Below are 14,474 nucleotides of genomic sequence, written 5' to 3'. Positions count from 1 at the left end.
TGTCCACTGCCTCAAGGGCGTGGGGGACCCCCATCGAGGGCGTTCCGGCGCCTTGGGATCGCACGCACCGGACGCCGCCGGGCCCGCCCTGCGGGCGGACGACGGGCATCTGACGACAGGGCCTCGGGGGTGAGACTTCCGCTCGGGCCTGTCCTGGTTGCGCCGGGGTTCCTATGCCGCGCGGACGTCCCGTTCCGCTACGGCGTGGGCACACGCGCGTGGGGTGTGGGAGCGGCGGCGGAGGAAGCGGGGGAGCGGGAGGGCGAGGTTGACGAAGCCCTCCGCCTGCATGGCGGCGAAGCCGATGCGGGGCAGGTCGCCGGAGGCGCGGTAGACGACGAAGCGGGGCTCCCAGCGGGGCCGGAACTTCGCGTTGAACTTGTACAGGGACTCGATCTGGAACCAGCGGGAGAGGAACACCAGCAGTCCGCGCCAGGCGCGCAGCACCGGGCCCGCGCCGATCTTCTCGCCGCGCGCCAGCGCCGCGCGGAACATCGCGAAGTTCAGGGACACGCGTGTGATGCCCAGGCGGGGAGCCGCCTGGAGCGCCGCCACGATCAGCAGTTCGTTCATGCCGGGGTCGGCCGAGCGGTCGCGGCGCATCAGGTCCAGGGAGGCCCCGTCCGTGCCCCACGGTACGAAGTGCAGGATCGCCTTGAGGTCGCCGTACGGACCCGGCTGTTCGTCGGCCTTGTGGGCGGTGGCGATGAGGCAGTCGCCGTCGGAGGGGTCGCCGATGCGGCCCAGCGCCATGGAGAAGCCGCGCTCGGTGTCGGTGCCGCGCCAGTCGTCGGCGGCGCGGCGGATCCGGTCCAGTTCGGCGTCGCCGACGTCACGGACGCGCCGTACCCGGGTCTCGTAACCGGCGCGCTCGATGCGCTTGACCATCTGGCGCACATTGCGCATCGCGCGGCCGGCCAGGGAGAAATCCGCGACGTCCACCACCGCCTCGTCGCCCAGTTCGAGGGCGTCGAGGCCGGTCTCGCGGGTCCAGACCTCGCCGCCGGTCTCGGAGCAGCCCATGACGGCGGGCGTCCAGGAGTGGGCCGTGGCCTCGTCCATGAAGCGCTCGATGGCGCCGGGCCAGGCCTCGACGTCGCCGATCGGGTCGCCGCTGGCGAGCATCACGCCGGAGACGACGCGGTACGTCACCGCCGCCTTGCCGCTGGGCGAGAAGACGACGGCCTTGTCGCGGCGCAGCGCGAAGTGGCCGAGGGAGTCGCGGCCGCCGTGCTTGTCCAGGAGGGCGCGCAGCCGCGTCTCGTCCTCCGCGGTGAGGTGGGCGGCGGGGTGCTCGGGGCGGAAGGCCAGGTAGATCGTCGTGACCGCGGTGAGCAGGCCGAGGGCGCCGAGGGAGAAGGCGACCGTCCAGGAGGTGTTGCCCTGGTAGTCGACCGGGCCCTCGAAGCCGAACAGGCCGTACAGGACGTGCGTGATGCGATCGGCCAGGCTCGGGTCGCCGACCAGCGTCTTCGGGTGGACGCTGACGATGACCAGCCCGAGGACGAGGGAACCGGCGCCCATGAGGACGAAGTTGGCGAGCGCGCGCCAGCGGCTGCGCGGGTCGGGCAGGGCCGCGAACTGGTCCCGGTGGCGCAGCAGGGGCGCGAGCAGCGCGAGCGAGATGACCACTCCGAGGAGCGAGTGGCGGTACGTGAACTGCGCCAGCGCGCCCGCCGGCAGCAGCGCCACGGCCGCCCGCCAGGCCCGGCGCTTGCGGCGCCTGAGGCCGTGGGCGAGCAGCAGCAACAGGACGCCGGTGCTGAGCGAGAGCGCGGCCGCGAACGGGCCGAGCGCGCCGGGCAGTACCTCGGCGATCGTGTGCATACGGCTGTGCCGGAAGCGTGGGAAGACGCCCGCGGCGATGTCCAGAAGGCCTACGAGAGCGCAGGCTCTGGCGACGAGGACGGGGACGGCCTCGGGGCGCGGTCCGTGCAGTACGTGCCGCAGCCGCGTTGATCGGTGCGGAACCCCGCCCGACATTTCCTCATCTGTCCTGACAGACATCGCATCCCGTAGTTCTGCGAGTGACTCTGGATCCGGTCCCGATTCGGGCATCCGGCGACATTGCGCCCTCTAGGACGGTGTCTCGGGGAGAGAGGTTCACTCACCTCGTCAAAGCCGGTTCAAAGGCCGAGGAAAGTCCCGGACAAGCCCTCGCGAAAGAGCGGGGGAGGCACCGACCGCGTCCCGGACAGAAAGCGCAGGCGAGAAGCAACCCATGGGTCTCACGAGCAACAATGTGCTGCTGCTGGCGGTCCTGTCCGCCGTCCTGCTGTTCGTCGGCACGGTATGGCTGTGGCCACGGCTGGCACGGCGGAACTGGCGGGCCGTCAGCGGGCGGGTGGGCCTGCTGCTCGCCACCCAGTTGGCGCTCTTCGTGTCGGTGGGGCTCGCCGCCAACCAGGCCTTCGGGTTCTACGCCGACTGGGCCGACCTGCTCGGGCAGGAGACCGACCAGGGCGTGGTCGTCGACCACACGGCGAACGGCGGCTCGGGCGGCCCGCTCCAAGTGGTCGACACGCGCCGGGTGAAGGAGACGGGCGGCGCCCGGCCGCGGGTCGGCGGGCAGATCCAGCAGGTCGCCATTGTGGGCCGTACGACACACATCGCCACGCGCGCGTACGTCTACCTGCCGCCGGAGTACTTCCAGCCCGAGTACCGCACGCGCACCTTTCCCGCGGCCGTCGTCCTCACCGGCTATCCGGGCACGGCACTGGCGCTGGTGGACAAACTCCACTACCCGCACACGGCCTTGAAGCTCGCCAAGAACGGCCGTATGCAGCCGATGATCCTGGTGATGCTGCGGCCGACGGTGGCGCCGCCGCGGGATACCGAGTGCGTCGACATTCCGGGCGGACCGCAGACCGAGTCGTTCTTCGCGAAGGACCTGCCCGATGCCGTACTCGCCCACTACAGGGTGGGTGAAAAGCCGGGCAGTTGGGGCGTCATCGGCGACTCCACGGGCGGCTACTGCGCATTGAAGCTCGCCCTGCACCACCCCGATGTGTACGCCGCCGGAGCGGGCCTGTCCCCCTACTACGACGCGCCGACCGACCCCACCACGGGCGACCTCTTCCACGGCGACAAGGAGCTGCGCGACCGCGCGAACCTGTGGTGGTACCTCAAGCACAGGCCCGCCTCGGACACCTCACTGCTCGTCAGCAGCAGCAAGGTCGGCGAGTCGAACTACAAGGACACGCTGAAGTTCATAGAGCGGGTGAAGGACACGCGGCTGACGCGGATCTCGTCGATCATCCTCGAAAGCGGCGGGCACAACTTCAACACCTGGCGGCGGGAGATTCCGGCGACGCTGCAGTGGATCAGCGGGCGGCTGGACGACCGCTGAAAATGATCAATTCGACAGCGGGTCTGATTCCTGATGTCGTGTGAAGCCTGCGGTGTGGCTGTGTTTTTACGGGGCGGGGCACCACGATTCGCCTACGCGCGGTAAGTTTCTGGCCATGCCACGTGGACGTCACCGCCATTCCCCTCCTTTGCACAGACTGCTGCCTCCTTCGGCGATCGCCGGCGTCTCGCTCGTGTGCGCCTTCGGCCCCTGGTTGTTCTCGGAGCCGGCCGTGCTCCGCGTCGTCTCCGCGTTCGCCGCGGCGGTGGCGGTCGTCGGTGCGGCCTTCATGCGCCGCTGGGACGCGCAGGCGGGCAAGCAGGTCGCCGACCTCACGCGCGCGCGTGCCAGCGACGAGTGGCGCTATGAGGAGCGGGTCGCCGAGCTGGAGACCGATCTCGAGGAGTCGCGCGAACTGCGCGTCAAACTGGAGCAGCGGCTGCGGTCGAAGCGTGCGGAACTGGCGGGGCTGCGCAACGAACACGCGGCGCTGCTGCGGCGGTACGCCACGGCGGAGACCGAGCGTGCGAGCGCCCTGGAGGGCCGCCGTCTGCTCGAGATAGAGGCGACCGCTCCGGCGCGTGCGCTGCCGCCGGTGCCGACGCAGGCTTCTGCGCCGGCTGTGGAGGAGGCCGTGGCTGTGGCTGCCCCGGCCGAGACCGAGCCCGAAGCGGACGTAGAGGTGGAAGCCGAGGCCGACGTCGCGGACGAGGCTCCGGAGACGCCCGCGATCTTCTCCCCGGATGGGTCCCGGCTGTTCCTGCGGGCGAAGGCGGCGCTGAAGCGGCTCGACGACGGTGACGATTCCCCGGCGGACGAGTCCGAGGACGATACCGGGTCCGATGCAGGCTCCGAGGCCGGGTCCGAGACCGGTGGCGAATCCACGGGCGAAGCCGAGGACGAGCCGAAGGACGCGTCCGAGAACGCGCCCGAGGACTCTTCCAAGACGTCTTCCGAGAACGCGGCCAGGGGCCAGTCGCAGCACGGGCCGAAGTACGAGCCCGAGGCCGAGCTCGACAGCGAACCGGTGAACGTCGGTTCCGTCGCGGCGGAGACCGGCCCCGCCGGCGGCACCGAGGCGGAGGCCGCGCAGGAGGACGAGGCGCAGGGGAAGCCCGAGGCGGTCGACGGGCATGAGCGCGCGGCCGCCACCACTCCGGCCAGAATCGCCCAGCCCGCCCAGCAGCCCTCCGGGCACTTCATAGCGCCCACCGCGGTGGCCGTCGTGCCCGCCTCTCCCGTGCGGCGCCCGCTGGTCGAGGGCGGGTTCGACTTCTTCGGTACGAAACAGGGGGTGTCGCGGGACGCCCTGGAGGCCGTGCAGAACGAGGACCTCGCCGACGTCGTCGGCCAGGAGGCGCTCGCCCTCCACAAGGCCGAGTCGGAGGCTGCGGGGTTCAAGCAGGCCGACGAGGAGTCGCGGGGCGTCGGCCAGGTGATCGACCTGACGGCCCACGACGAGACGGAGCAGATCGACGTACAGGGGCTGCGGAGCGCGGTTTCCTGACGGGCGTTCTCACGAACGGACGGGTGCCTGCAGGGGGCACGGTCAGACCATCCAACGGTCCGGCCGTGCCCCCTTCCGTCCGGTCCGCGACCGCTCCGCCTGCCTCTTGAGCAGCTCCGCGGCTTCCTGAGCGTCCCGCAGCCGCGTTGTCACGGTCTTGTTGGCCCCGGTGTCCACGTGAACGTCGGCAACCCGCCAGAGCCGCTCCCAGGGCCCTTGCGCGAGCCGTACGCTCTGGACCTTCGCGTGCGGTACGAGCGCCAGGCTCCGCCGCAGCAGCCCGTGCCGTGCGGCGAACACCGTGTCGGTGACGGCGAGTCCGTGGCCGCGCCACCACACCGGCACACACCGTCCGGCCCGCCGCGGGGGCCGCGACAGCGCCGACGCCGGCGGCACGGTCACCCCGGGCAGTACGCGCGCGACGACCGCCTCGGCGACCTCGCGCGGAGCGACCGGCACCAGCACGGAGTTGGACGACCCGGCCACATCCAGCTCCACCCGAACCCAGCCGCGCCGCCGCCACAGCAGCGGCTCCACGATCCGTACGGTCTGCACGCGCCCCGGCGGCACGGTCTCGTGGGTGCGGTCCAGGAGGCCGTGGTCGATGCGCAGGCCGTCCGGGGACTCGCCCACCGTCCAGTCGTACTCGGAGACGAACCGCCCCACGCTGCTCGCGCCCGCCGCGCCGAGCAGCGGCACGGCGGTCGCGAGGACCGTCCACACGCTGTGGGTGGCCAGCCACAGCAGTGGCGGTACGACGAGGGCGGCGGCCAGGGTGCCCCAGGTGGCGCCCGTCAGCACGAGGGAGATCGCGAGGTCGCGGGCGGGCGTGCGCAGCAGCTCGCGCACGGGCGCCTCGCCGACTTCGTGTGCCGTCTCGGGGGCGAATCCGGCGGCGCGCGCGAGCAGTTCCGCGCGGAGCGCACGCGCCTCGCGCTCCCCGAGGAAGGCGAGCTCGTCCTTCTTGTCCGCGCCCACGACGTCCAGTTTGAGTTTCGCGACGCCCGCCACGCGCGCGAGGAGCGGCTGGGTGATGTCGACGGCCTGGATCCGTTCCAGCCGGATGTGGGCGGTGCGCCGGAACAACAGGCCGGTACGGATGCGCAGTTCGGTGTCGGTCACCGCGAAGTGGGTGAACCACCAGGTGAGGAAGCCGTAGAGCGCGGCGGCGGGGAGGAGCAGGGCGAGGGCGATCAGCAGGGTGGTGGTCGTCAGCCGGGTCAGCTGGCGCTGCGCCTGGTCGGGGTCGTGCACGGCCCACCCGATGAGCACGGCGACCGGCGCCCACGCCCGCCTCAGCGGCGTCACGGGGTGCAGCCGCCGCTCGGTGACGGGCGGCTTCTCCCGTACGGCGTCGTCGACGCCCGGCGCCGTCACAGGCCCGCCGATCGGGCCTCGCCGAGTTCGGTGAGCCGGTCGCGCAGCCGCTCCGCCTCGGCCGGGTCGAGGCCCGGAATGGTCGCGTCGGTCGCCGCGGCGGCCGTGTGCAGCTGCACGCTGGCCAGCCCGAAGTGCCGTTCGACGGGCCCGGAGGTGACCTCGACCAGCTGCATGCGCCCGTACGGCACGACGGTCTCCTCGCGCCACAGCACGCCCTTGCTGATCAGCAGGTCGTCGGCGCGCTCGGCGTACCGCCAGGAGCGCCAGTTGTGGCCGAGCATCACCCAGCCCCAGGCCATGAGCGCGAGCGGCAGCAGCGCGAAGGCGGCCCAGACCGGCCCGGCGAGCAGGTCGAGCAGCAGCCCCAGACCGACGGCCAGCAACCCCAGCCACACCACCAGCAACAGCCGTCGCATCCGCAGCAGCCCCGGCGGCAGCCCGGTCCACACCGGCTCGCCCTCCGCTGCCGCCGTCTTTCCGGTGTTCCCCGCGCTCCCCGTCTCCATATGGCCAGCGTACGTAGGAGAGACTGTGCCCATGACTCCTACGACGGAGACGATGGTCGGTATCGGCGGCGCCGCCGAGAGCACCGACATGGTGCTCAACATCGGCCCCCAGCACCCGTCCACGCACGGTGTGCTGCGCCTCAAGCTTGTCCTGGACGGCGAGCGCATCATGCGTGCCGAGCCGGTGATCGGCTATATGCACCGCGGTGCGGAGAAGCTGTTCGAGGCGCGCGACTACCGCCAGATCATCATGCTCGCCAACCGCCACGACTGGCTGTCGGCCTTCTCGAACGAGCTGGGTGTGGTCCTCGGCGTGGAGCGCATGCTCGGCATGGAGGTCCCGGAGCGGGCGGTGTGGACGCGCACGCTGCTCGCCGAGCTGAACCGGGTGCTGAACCACCTGATGTTCCTGGGCTCGTATCCCCTGGAGCTGGGCGGCATCACGCCGGTCTTCTACGCGTTCCGGGAGCGGGAGGTGCTCCAGAACGTCATGGAGGAGGTCTCCGGCGGCCGCATGCATTACATGTTCAACCGCGTCGGCGGCCTGAAGGAGGACCTGCCGGCCGGCTGGGCCACGCGCGCGCGTGCCGCCGTCGCCGCCGTGCGTTCGCGCATGGACCGGTTCGACGACCTGGTGCTCGGCAACGAGATCTTCCGGGGGCGCACGCGGGGCGTGGGCGCCCTCGCGCCGGAGGCCGTGCACGCGTACGGCGTGAGCGGGCCGATCGCGCGCGCCTCGGGCGTCGACTTCGACCTGCGCCGCGACGAGCCCTACCTCGCGTACGGCGAGCTGCAGGACACCCTGAAGGTGGTGACCCGCAAGGAGGGCGACTGCCTCGCCCGCTTCGAGGTCCTTCTGGAGCAGACGCACAACGCCCTCGACCTCGCCGACGCCTGTCTCGACCGGCTCGCCGACCTGCCGCCCGGGCCGATCAACCAGCGGCTCCCGAAGGTCCTGAAGGCACCCGAGGGGCACACGTACGCGTGGACCGAGAACCCCCTCGGCATCAACGGCTACTACCTCGTCAGCAAGGGCGAGAAGACCCCGTACCGGCTGAAGCTGCGCTCGGCCTCGTACAACAACATCCAGGCGCTCGTGGAGCTGCTGCCGGGCACGCTGGTCGCGGACATGGTGGCGATTCTGGGGTCACTGTTCTTCGTGGTCGGGGACATCGACAAGTAGGTCGCCGAGGCCGAGGGGCGCGCCCGGTCCGTTCAGTCCGTCTGGCATTCCCACCGGCTGGAGCAGCCAGCCGAAGTCGCCGAGTCCGCCCGCCGCGGTGAGCTCGGCGGCCTCGCCGGCGCGGGCGAGGGCGCGTACGTAGGCCGCGGGTTGTGTGGATGCGAGTGCGAGCGGGGGGCGTGCGCCAGCAATGCCCAAGGCGCGCAGGGCGTCACGTTGGCGCAGCACGCGCCCCCCGGACGCAGCGCACGCCGCCGCGCACGCGTCCAGCGCGACGTGCGCCGTGATGTCGCACGACCCGTCCGGCACGGGCGCCGTCTCACGCCCCTCCCGGAAGCCGGTCAGCGTCCCGAACAGCGGGCGCGCGTCGGCCGTGTGCGCGTAGTCGACGGCCACCGCGAGCCCCCGGTCGACGGACGCGACCGCGGCGGCCCAGGCGAGGTCCCGGGGCAGGCCGATCTCGGCCCGCAGCCCCTCCTCGGCCGGCAGCGGCCACCAGCGCGCCAGCCACTCCGCCTCCGCGCCGGAGACCGGTTCCCCGAGCCGTTCGCGCCCGTCCCGCCGTACGAGAACCAGCCGCGGTACGCCCGTGGAGTCCACCTCCGCGATCTCCACGGGTACGTTGTCCAGCCATTCGTTGGCGAACAGCAGGCCGGTGATCTTCTTCGGGAGCTCGGGCAGCCACTCGATCCGGTGATCGAGATTTTCGGGGCGGCCGGCGATCTCCACGCCGTACGCGCGCGTGCGGGCGGCCACGTCGGCGGGCAGCGCGGCGAGCACCCCGGTCACCAACTCGCCCCGCCCCGCGGCCATGTCGACGAAATCGAGCTCCGAAGGCCGCCCCAGCGCCTTGTCGACCCGGCACATCAGCCGGGCCACGGCCTCGGCGAAGAGGGGGGAGGCGTGCACGGACGTACGGAAGTGACCGGCCGGCCCCTCGGGCCTGCGGTAGAACCCGCCGGGCCCGTACAGGGCGGCCTCCGTGGCCGCTCGCCGGCCGCGCCACTCGTCCGCTGTTTCCTTCGTCACGCCGTCAGGCTAAGCGCACAGGAGAACGAGGCCTCCACCTTGGGGAGTATGCGGGGGCGGTGCGGATCGACCCTCCGGTTGACCCCTGCACACAGTGCGCTTCCCTACGCTGGGTTACGTGCAGCGCCTCTACGACTTCCTCCGCAGGCACCCGACATGGGTCGACAGCTTCTGGGCCGTCTTCCTGTTCGGGATCTCGCTGGCGAGCGAATACGCCCGCGATGAGCCTCGGGGCACCCGGACCGAGGCGGTGATCGTTCCGGTCCTCCTCCTGTTGTGCCTGGTGATCGCGCTGCGTCGGCGCATGCCGGAGAAGATGTTGCTGCTGGCCGCCGCGCTCGGCGTGGTGCAGCTGGCCGTGGACATCGAGACGACCACTGCCGACTTCGCCATGCTGGTCATCGTCTACACCGTGGCCGCGACCGGGGCCCGCTGGGCCTCCCGGCTCGCGCTGGCGATGGGACTGTGCGCGGCCCCCCTGGCGCAGTTGCGCTGGCTGAACGAGGACACGAACGCCCTCGGCAACGTCGCTCTCATGATCTTGCAGACCGTGCCGTTCGCGCTCGCCTGGGTGCTCGGCGACTCGATCCGCACCCGCCGTGCCTACTTCGCCCAGCTGGAGGAGCGCGCCGCCCGGCTCGAGAAGGAGCGCGAGGCGCAGGCGAAGGTCGCGGTCGCCGCCGAACGCGCCCGGATCGCGCGCGAGCTGCACGACGTCGTCGCGCACAACGTGTCCGTGATGGTCGTGCAGGCCGACGGCGCCGCCTATGTCCTCGACGCCGCGCCCGACCAGGCGAAGAAGGCTCTGGAGACGATCTCCTCCACCGGCCGCCAGGCCCTCGCCGAGATGCGCCGCCTGCTCGGCGTCCTGCGCACCGGCGAGCACCAGGAGGGCGGCGAGTACGTCCCACAGCCCGACGTCGAGCAGATCGAGGACCTCGTCGAGCAGTGCCGCGGCTCCGGTCTGCCCGTCGACTTCAAGGTCGAGGGGACCCCGCGCCCGCTGCCCAGCGGCGTCGAGCTGACGGCGTACCGCATCGTGCAGGAAGCGCTCACCAACACCCGCAAGCACGGCGGGCCGAACGCGGGCGCGAGCGTGCGCCTGGTCTACTTCGACGACGGACTCGGCCTGCTCGTCGAGGACGACGGCAAGGGCGCCCCGCACGAGCTGTACGAGGAGGGCGGCGCCGACGGCCGGGGCCACGGTCTGATCGGCATGCGCGAGCGGGTCGGCATGGTCGGCGGCACGCTGGACGCGGGGCCGCGCCCCGGCGGAGGATTCCGCATCAGTGCGCTGCTCCCGCTCAAACCCGCGCATTGACGCCGACGTACGCCCTTTGTTGACACCTGTAACGACCCTGCTGCTCGACCCTGATCGACTCCACGGAAACGGAAGAGGCTCCCGATGACGATCCGCGTGATGCTCGTCGACGACCAGGTGCTGCTGCGCACCGGGTTCCGGATGGTGCTCGCGGCCCAGCCGGACATGGAGGTCGTGGCGGAGGCGGGGGACGGGGTGGAGGCCCTTCAGGTGCTGCGGTCGACCGCCGTCGACGTGGTGCTGATGGACGTCCGTATGCCGAAGCTCGACGGCGTGGAGACCACCCGCCGTATCTGCCAGGAGGCCGAGCCGCCGAAGGTGCTGATCCTGACCACCTTCGACCTCGACGAGTACGCCTTCTCCGGGCTGAAGGCGGGCGCCTCCGGCTTCATGCTCAAGGACGTGCCGCCCGGCGAGCTCCTGACCGCCATCCGCTCGGTGCACAGCGGTGACGCGGTCGTTGCGCCCTCGACGACCCGGCGGCTCCTCGACCGGTTCGCACCGATGCTGCCCAGCACCGGCAAGGCGCCCCAGTACAAGGAACTGGAGCGGCTCACCGACCGCGAGCGCGAGGTCATGGTGCTGGTCGCGCAGGGGCTGTCCAACGGCGAGATCGCGGCCCGGCTGGTGCTGTCCGAGGCGACCGTCAAGACGCACGTGGGCCGCATCCTGACCAAGCTGGGCCTCAGGGACCGGGTACAGGTGGTGGTCCTGGCGTATGAGACGGGGCTGGTGCGCGCGGGCGGGCACGGCTGAGTCACAGGGGGTGTGATCCCCGTGTAACCGCCGCCCACTAGGGTCTGCGCATGCTCCTGTGGATCAACGGCCCTTTCGGGGGAGGAAAGACACAGACGGCGTACGAGATCCAGCGCCGTCTGCCGGGCAGCGTGGTCTGCGATCCCGAGCACGCCGGCTTCGGTCTGCGCCGCACGCTGCCGCCCGAACTGCGCGGCAACTTCCAGGACCTGACCTCCTGGCGCCAGGGCGTCGTCGAGGTCCTCGACCTCGCCCTCACCAAGCACGACGGCGCGGTGATCGCACCCATGACGGTCACGGACTCCGGCTACTTCGAGGAGACCGTGGGCCGGCTGCGTGAACTCGGCCATGACGTACGGCACTTCACCCTCCTCGCCGAGCGCGAGACCGTGCTGCGGCGGCTGCGGGAGCGCGGCTTCGGGCACCTCCTTCAGTACGTTTCCGGGAAGAGCGCGAGGAAGAACGCCGGGCTGCGCAGGGAGAGTTGGGCCGTGCAACAGCTCGACCACTGCCTGGAGCGGCTGCGCGAGCCGGAGTTCGCCGAGCACCTGTGGACGGACCACTCCACCGTGCCGAAGACGGCGGACCGCATCGCCGTGCTCGCCGGGCTGACGCTGCGGCCGAACACCGAGGGTGCGGTGCGGACGCGGCTCAGGCAGGTGCGGGTGGGGCTTCAGCACATCCGGTTCGACTGACGGACTGCCGGCGAGCTAGCGCAGTATCCCTTCCAGGAAGTCGCTGCCCAGCCGGGCCACCACGGTCACGTCCAGCTGATGCAGGACGTACCGCCCACGCCGACGGGTGGTGATCAGGCCCGCCTTCTTCAGCACGCTCAGGTGCCGGGATATCTCGGGGGCCGTCATGCCGTGCACCTGCGCCAGCTCGCTCGTGGTGTACGCGCTGCGGGCCAGATGGCGGCAGAGCCGCATTCGGACGGGGTGGGAGAGCGCGGTCATCCGCAGGGCCAGCTGCTCGACCGAGGGCGGAGCGGCGAGTTCGGGGGAGCCGACCGGGTAGTGCAGCGCCGGCTGCCAGCCGTACCGGTGCAGGACGCTCAGGTGCGGCCAGCCCAGGCTTGTCGGGACCAGCAGCAGACCGCCGTCCGCCGTGGCCGTGTGCCCGATGCCCAGCTTGTCGATCGTGATCCGCCCGTCGGCTTCGTCCAGGGCCACCGCCGGGGACACCGCGGTCAGCGCCTCGGCGAGGCCCTTGTGCCTCAGGAGGTCCGTCTTGTGGCGGGCATCCGCCGCGAGCTGGTGGCTCAGCCGGGACCAGGTCTCCGCGAAGAACGCCTCGTCGCAGTCCTCCACGAACTGCCTGAACCAGGACCGGATCCGCGGCGGGTCGGTCAGCAGCCGCTCGGCGAACCGCACCTGCTGCGGCCCGCGAGATGCGGCCAACTCCAGGGCTCGCCGGTGCAACTCGGCGTCGGAGAGCACGCTGGGGCCGTGCGAGTAGTACGGCAGCGCACACGTGAACTCCAGGGCCGCGTCCACGAACTGCTCGTCCGTCAGCTTGTCGAGCAGATCCAGGTCCTCGGCGATGGTGGCTCCCGGAAGGGTGCTCCTGCCCGGAAGGCCGGCGAAGGGCATGAACAGGTCGGAGAACGTCGTCCGCCACAGGAAGTCCGCCTCGCACATCCGGTCGGCCAGATGCGGGTCGAGCCGGGCGGTCACCCCCGTCACCCAGCCCTGCAGCCCCGGATGATGCCCCGGCTCGGACAGCGCGTGCAGCGCCATGCCGAGCTCGGCCAGGGGCGAGGGCACGACGGCGACCCTCTCCGGCCGCAGCCCCGCGATGTCGATGCGCACGCTCATGACCTCATGGTGCACTCCGCCACTGACAACGCCGCTCCCGATTGACGGCGGCCGTCAATCGACGCGACTTCGCCGCCGTAGGGGCGCAACCTGGAATGACCGGGGCGGCCGCGGAGCCCGGTCCCCTCACTGGAATGCGTCCCATACGTCCCGAGAAGGCGATCCGCCATGAGCATCACCCAGCAGTACCTCCTCGACACCTACCGGGCCCAGCGCCTCGGGACACCCGCGCCGCCCGCCCCCGGCTCCCACGACTGGCAGGTCGTGCGCGAGCTGCGCGACCACCGGCGGTTCCGGGGCGGTCCTCGCCGGGCGCCCGGCCCATGGGCGGATACGGCAGGCCCTGGGCCGGTGGCTGCACCGCCGGCCGCGGCCTAGCTGCTGACGTCCTTCAGCCGCGCGACGAAGTCCGCGACCGCCGCCTTCACGTCGTCGGCGGTCCACTCCAGGCCGGCGGCGCCGACGGTGACCTCGGTGAGGGCCAGGCCCGGCCCGCCGCGCTCCCAGTAGCCGGCGAACAGATACGTCCCCGTCTCCTCCGCCTGCCGCACGGCTGCCTGCATCAGCACGTCGCCGTCGTACGGCAGCCAGACCTGGAACTGGTGGGTGTGCGGCTCCTCGGGGTGCACGCGCGCCCAGGGCGTGCCGGCCTCGGCGAATCCCTCCCGCAGCGCGGCGGCCACCACGCGCGCGTGCCGCACGTACTCGGGCAGCCGGGGCAGCTCCCGCTCCAGGCCGACGAGCGCCGACAGCGCCGTGGGGAACTGCTGGAAGACCATCCCGCCGTACCGGTGTCGCCAGGTCTTCGCCTCCTCCACCAGGGTCTTCGGGCCGGCGAGCGCCGCGCCGCCGAAGCCGTCGAGGGACTTGTAGAACGACACGTAGACGCTGTCCGCCAGGCCCGCGATCTCGTCCAGAGGGCGGCCGAAGTGGACGGTGGACTCCCACAGGCGTGCGCCGTCGAAGTGCACCACCGCGTCGCGCCCGTGCGCCGCCTCCACGATCTCGGTGACCTCCTCCCAGGTGGGCAGGACGAATCCGGCGTCCCTGAGGGGCAACTCGAGCATCAGCGCGCCGAAAGGCTCCTCGAACTCGCGTACCTCGTCGGCGGTGGGCAGCCGGGGCTCGCCGGTCAGGCGCACCGTGCGCAACCCGCTGACCTGGGTGAAGGCATGGCGTTCATGGACCTCGGGGTGGGCCAGGGCGTGCAGGGCGACCGTGGGGTTGCCGGTACGGGCCGCCCAGCAGCGCAGGGCCACCTGCTGGGCCATCGTGCCCGTGGGGAAGAAGGCGGCGGCCTCCGTTCCCAGCAGGGTCGCGACACGTTCCTCCAGGGCCGCCACGACCCCGTTCCCGTAGATGTCCGTGGATTCGTCCAGGTCGTACACCTCGGGTGCGGCTTCCGTCAGTGACACGAGCCGCTGCTGGATCGTGCCGCTCACTCCTCCGCGCCACAGGACACGCCGCGCCTCCCGGAAGGCGGCCCGTCGCCGCTCCCGCAACTGGTCCTCCGCCGACCGCTCTTCAACCTGCTCCGCCGTATCACTCATGCCTCGGATCATGCCGCGCGCCCCTCCACGCGGGCACTCGCATTTCCGTACGGGACGCGTACGCGCGCGGTCCGCG

General features: G+C 71.7%; 12 protein-coding genes and 1 pseudogene. 7 read left to right on the top strand and 6 right to left on the bottom strand.

Annotated features, from left to right (window positions below; genetic code table 11):
- Nucleotides 1-171: 171 nt before the first annotated feature.
- Nucleotides 172-1,983 (bottom strand): phosphatidylglycerol lysyltransferase domain-containing protein, encoded by a 1,812-nt coding sequence (locus IG08_RS0111370; protein ID WP_030599656.1) that lies wholly within the window; start codon nucleotides 1,981-1,983, stop codon nucleotides 172-174.
- Between the two features lie 238 nt (nucleotides 1,984-2,221).
- Here IG08_RS0111370 and IG08_RS0111365 point away from each other — a divergent pair, with 238 nt between their 5' ends.
- Complete coding sequence (locus IG08_RS0111365; protein ID WP_030599653.1) at nucleotides 2,222-3,349, top strand: alpha/beta hydrolase; 1,128 nt, start codon at nucleotides 2,222-2,224, stop codon at nucleotides 3,347-3,349.
- A gap of 115 nt (nucleotides 3,350-3,464) precedes the next feature.
- Nucleotides 3,465-4,856: an ICP22 family protein gene (locus IG08_RS0111360; RefSeq protein ID WP_199820850.1), complete on the top strand. Its 1,392-nt coding sequence runs from the start codon at nucleotides 3,465-3,467 to the stop codon at nucleotides 4,854-4,856.
- A 42-nt stretch (nucleotides 4,857-4,898) separates the two neighbouring features.
- On the opposite strand, the gene IG08_RS0111355 is transcribed toward IG08_RS0111360, so the two are convergent.
- Both IG08_RS0111355 and IG08_RS0111350 read right to left on the bottom strand, forming a co-directional pair.
- Entirely contained in the window at nucleotides 4,899-6,233 is a 1,335-nt protein-coding gene (locus tag IG08_RS0111355) for a PH domain-containing protein (protein WP_030599645.1), read from the bottom strand.
- On the bottom strand, nucleotides 6,230-6,742 hold the full coding sequence (locus IG08_RS0111350; RefSeq protein WP_030599642.1) for a PH domain-containing protein: 513 nt from the start codon (nucleotides 6,740-6,742) through the stop codon (nucleotides 6,230-6,232). Before IG08_RS0111350 ends, IG08_RS0111355 begins: the two co-directional genes overlap by 4 nt.
- A 31-nt stretch (nucleotides 6,743-6,773) precedes the next feature.
- Between IG08_RS0111350 and IG08_RS0111345 the strand changes: the two genes are divergently transcribed.
- Entirely contained in the window at nucleotides 6,774-7,925 is a 1,152-nt protein-coding gene (locus IG08_RS0111345; protein WP_030599640.1) for an NADH-quinone oxidoreductase subunit D, read from the top strand.
- On the opposite strand, the gene IG08_RS0111340 is transcribed toward IG08_RS0111345, so the two are convergent.
- A complete protein-coding gene (locus IG08_RS0111340; RefSeq protein ID WP_030599637.1) occupies nucleotides 7,890-8,954 on the bottom strand; it encodes an SAM-dependent methyltransferase in 1,065 nt (354 codons plus the stop codon). The genes IG08_RS0111345 and IG08_RS0111340 overlap by 36 nt on opposite strands.
- A gap of 118 nt (nucleotides 8,955-9,072) precedes the next feature.
- Between IG08_RS0111340 and IG08_RS0111335 the strand changes: the two genes are divergently transcribed.
- The 3 genes from IG08_RS0111335 to IG08_RS0111325 all read left to right on the top strand — a co-directional run bounded on the left by IG08_RS0111335 (nucleotide 9,073) and on the right by IG08_RS0111325 (nucleotide 11,726).
- Entirely contained in the window at nucleotides 9,073-10,275 is a 1,203-nt protein-coding gene (locus IG08_RS0111335; protein WP_030599635.1) for a sensor histidine kinase, read from the top strand.
- A gap of 84 nt (nucleotides 10,276-10,359) precedes the next feature.
- Nucleotides 10,360-11,031, top strand: a complete 672-nt coding sequence (locus IG08_RS0111330) for a response regulator transcription factor (protein WP_030599633.1) — start codon at nucleotides 10,360-10,362, stop codon at nucleotides 11,029-11,031.
- A 50-nt stretch (nucleotides 11,032-11,081) separates the two neighbouring features.
- Entirely contained in the window at nucleotides 11,082-11,726 is a 645-nt protein-coding gene (locus IG08_RS0111325) for an AAA family ATPase (protein WP_030599630.1), read from the top strand.
- Nucleotides 11,727-11,741: 15 nt separating this feature from the next.
- On the opposite strand, the gene IG08_RS0111320 is transcribed toward IG08_RS0111325, so the two are convergent.
- Entirely contained in the window at nucleotides 11,742-12,848 is a 1,107-nt protein-coding gene (locus IG08_RS0111320) for a DUF5937 family protein (protein ID WP_030599628.1), read from the bottom strand.
- 168 nt (nucleotides 12,849-13,016) lie between these two features.
- Between IG08_RS0111320 and IG08_RS58935 the strand changes: the two are divergent.
- Nucleotides 13,017-13,233, top strand: a pseudogene (locus IG08_RS58935) (hypothetical protein).
- Here IG08_RS58935 and IG08_RS0111310 read toward each other — a convergent pair.
- Complete coding sequence (locus tag IG08_RS0111310) at nucleotides 13,223-14,398, bottom strand: threonine aldolase family protein (RefSeq protein WP_030599626.1); 1,176 nt, start codon at nucleotides 14,396-14,398, stop codon at nucleotides 13,223-13,225. The pseudogene IG08_RS58935 and the gene IG08_RS0111310 sit on opposite strands and share 11 nt — an antisense overlap.
- Nucleotides 14,399-14,474 lie beyond the last annotated feature (76 nt).

The organism is Streptomyces fulvoviolaceus, assembly GCF_000718165.1.
Classification (GTDB): Bacteria; Actinomycetota; Actinomycetes; order Streptomycetales; family Streptomycetaceae; genus Streptomyces; species Streptomyces fulvoviolaceus.
Note: the sequence above shows the minus strand (reverse complement) of the source record. Positions and strands in the feature narration are given on the sequence as shown.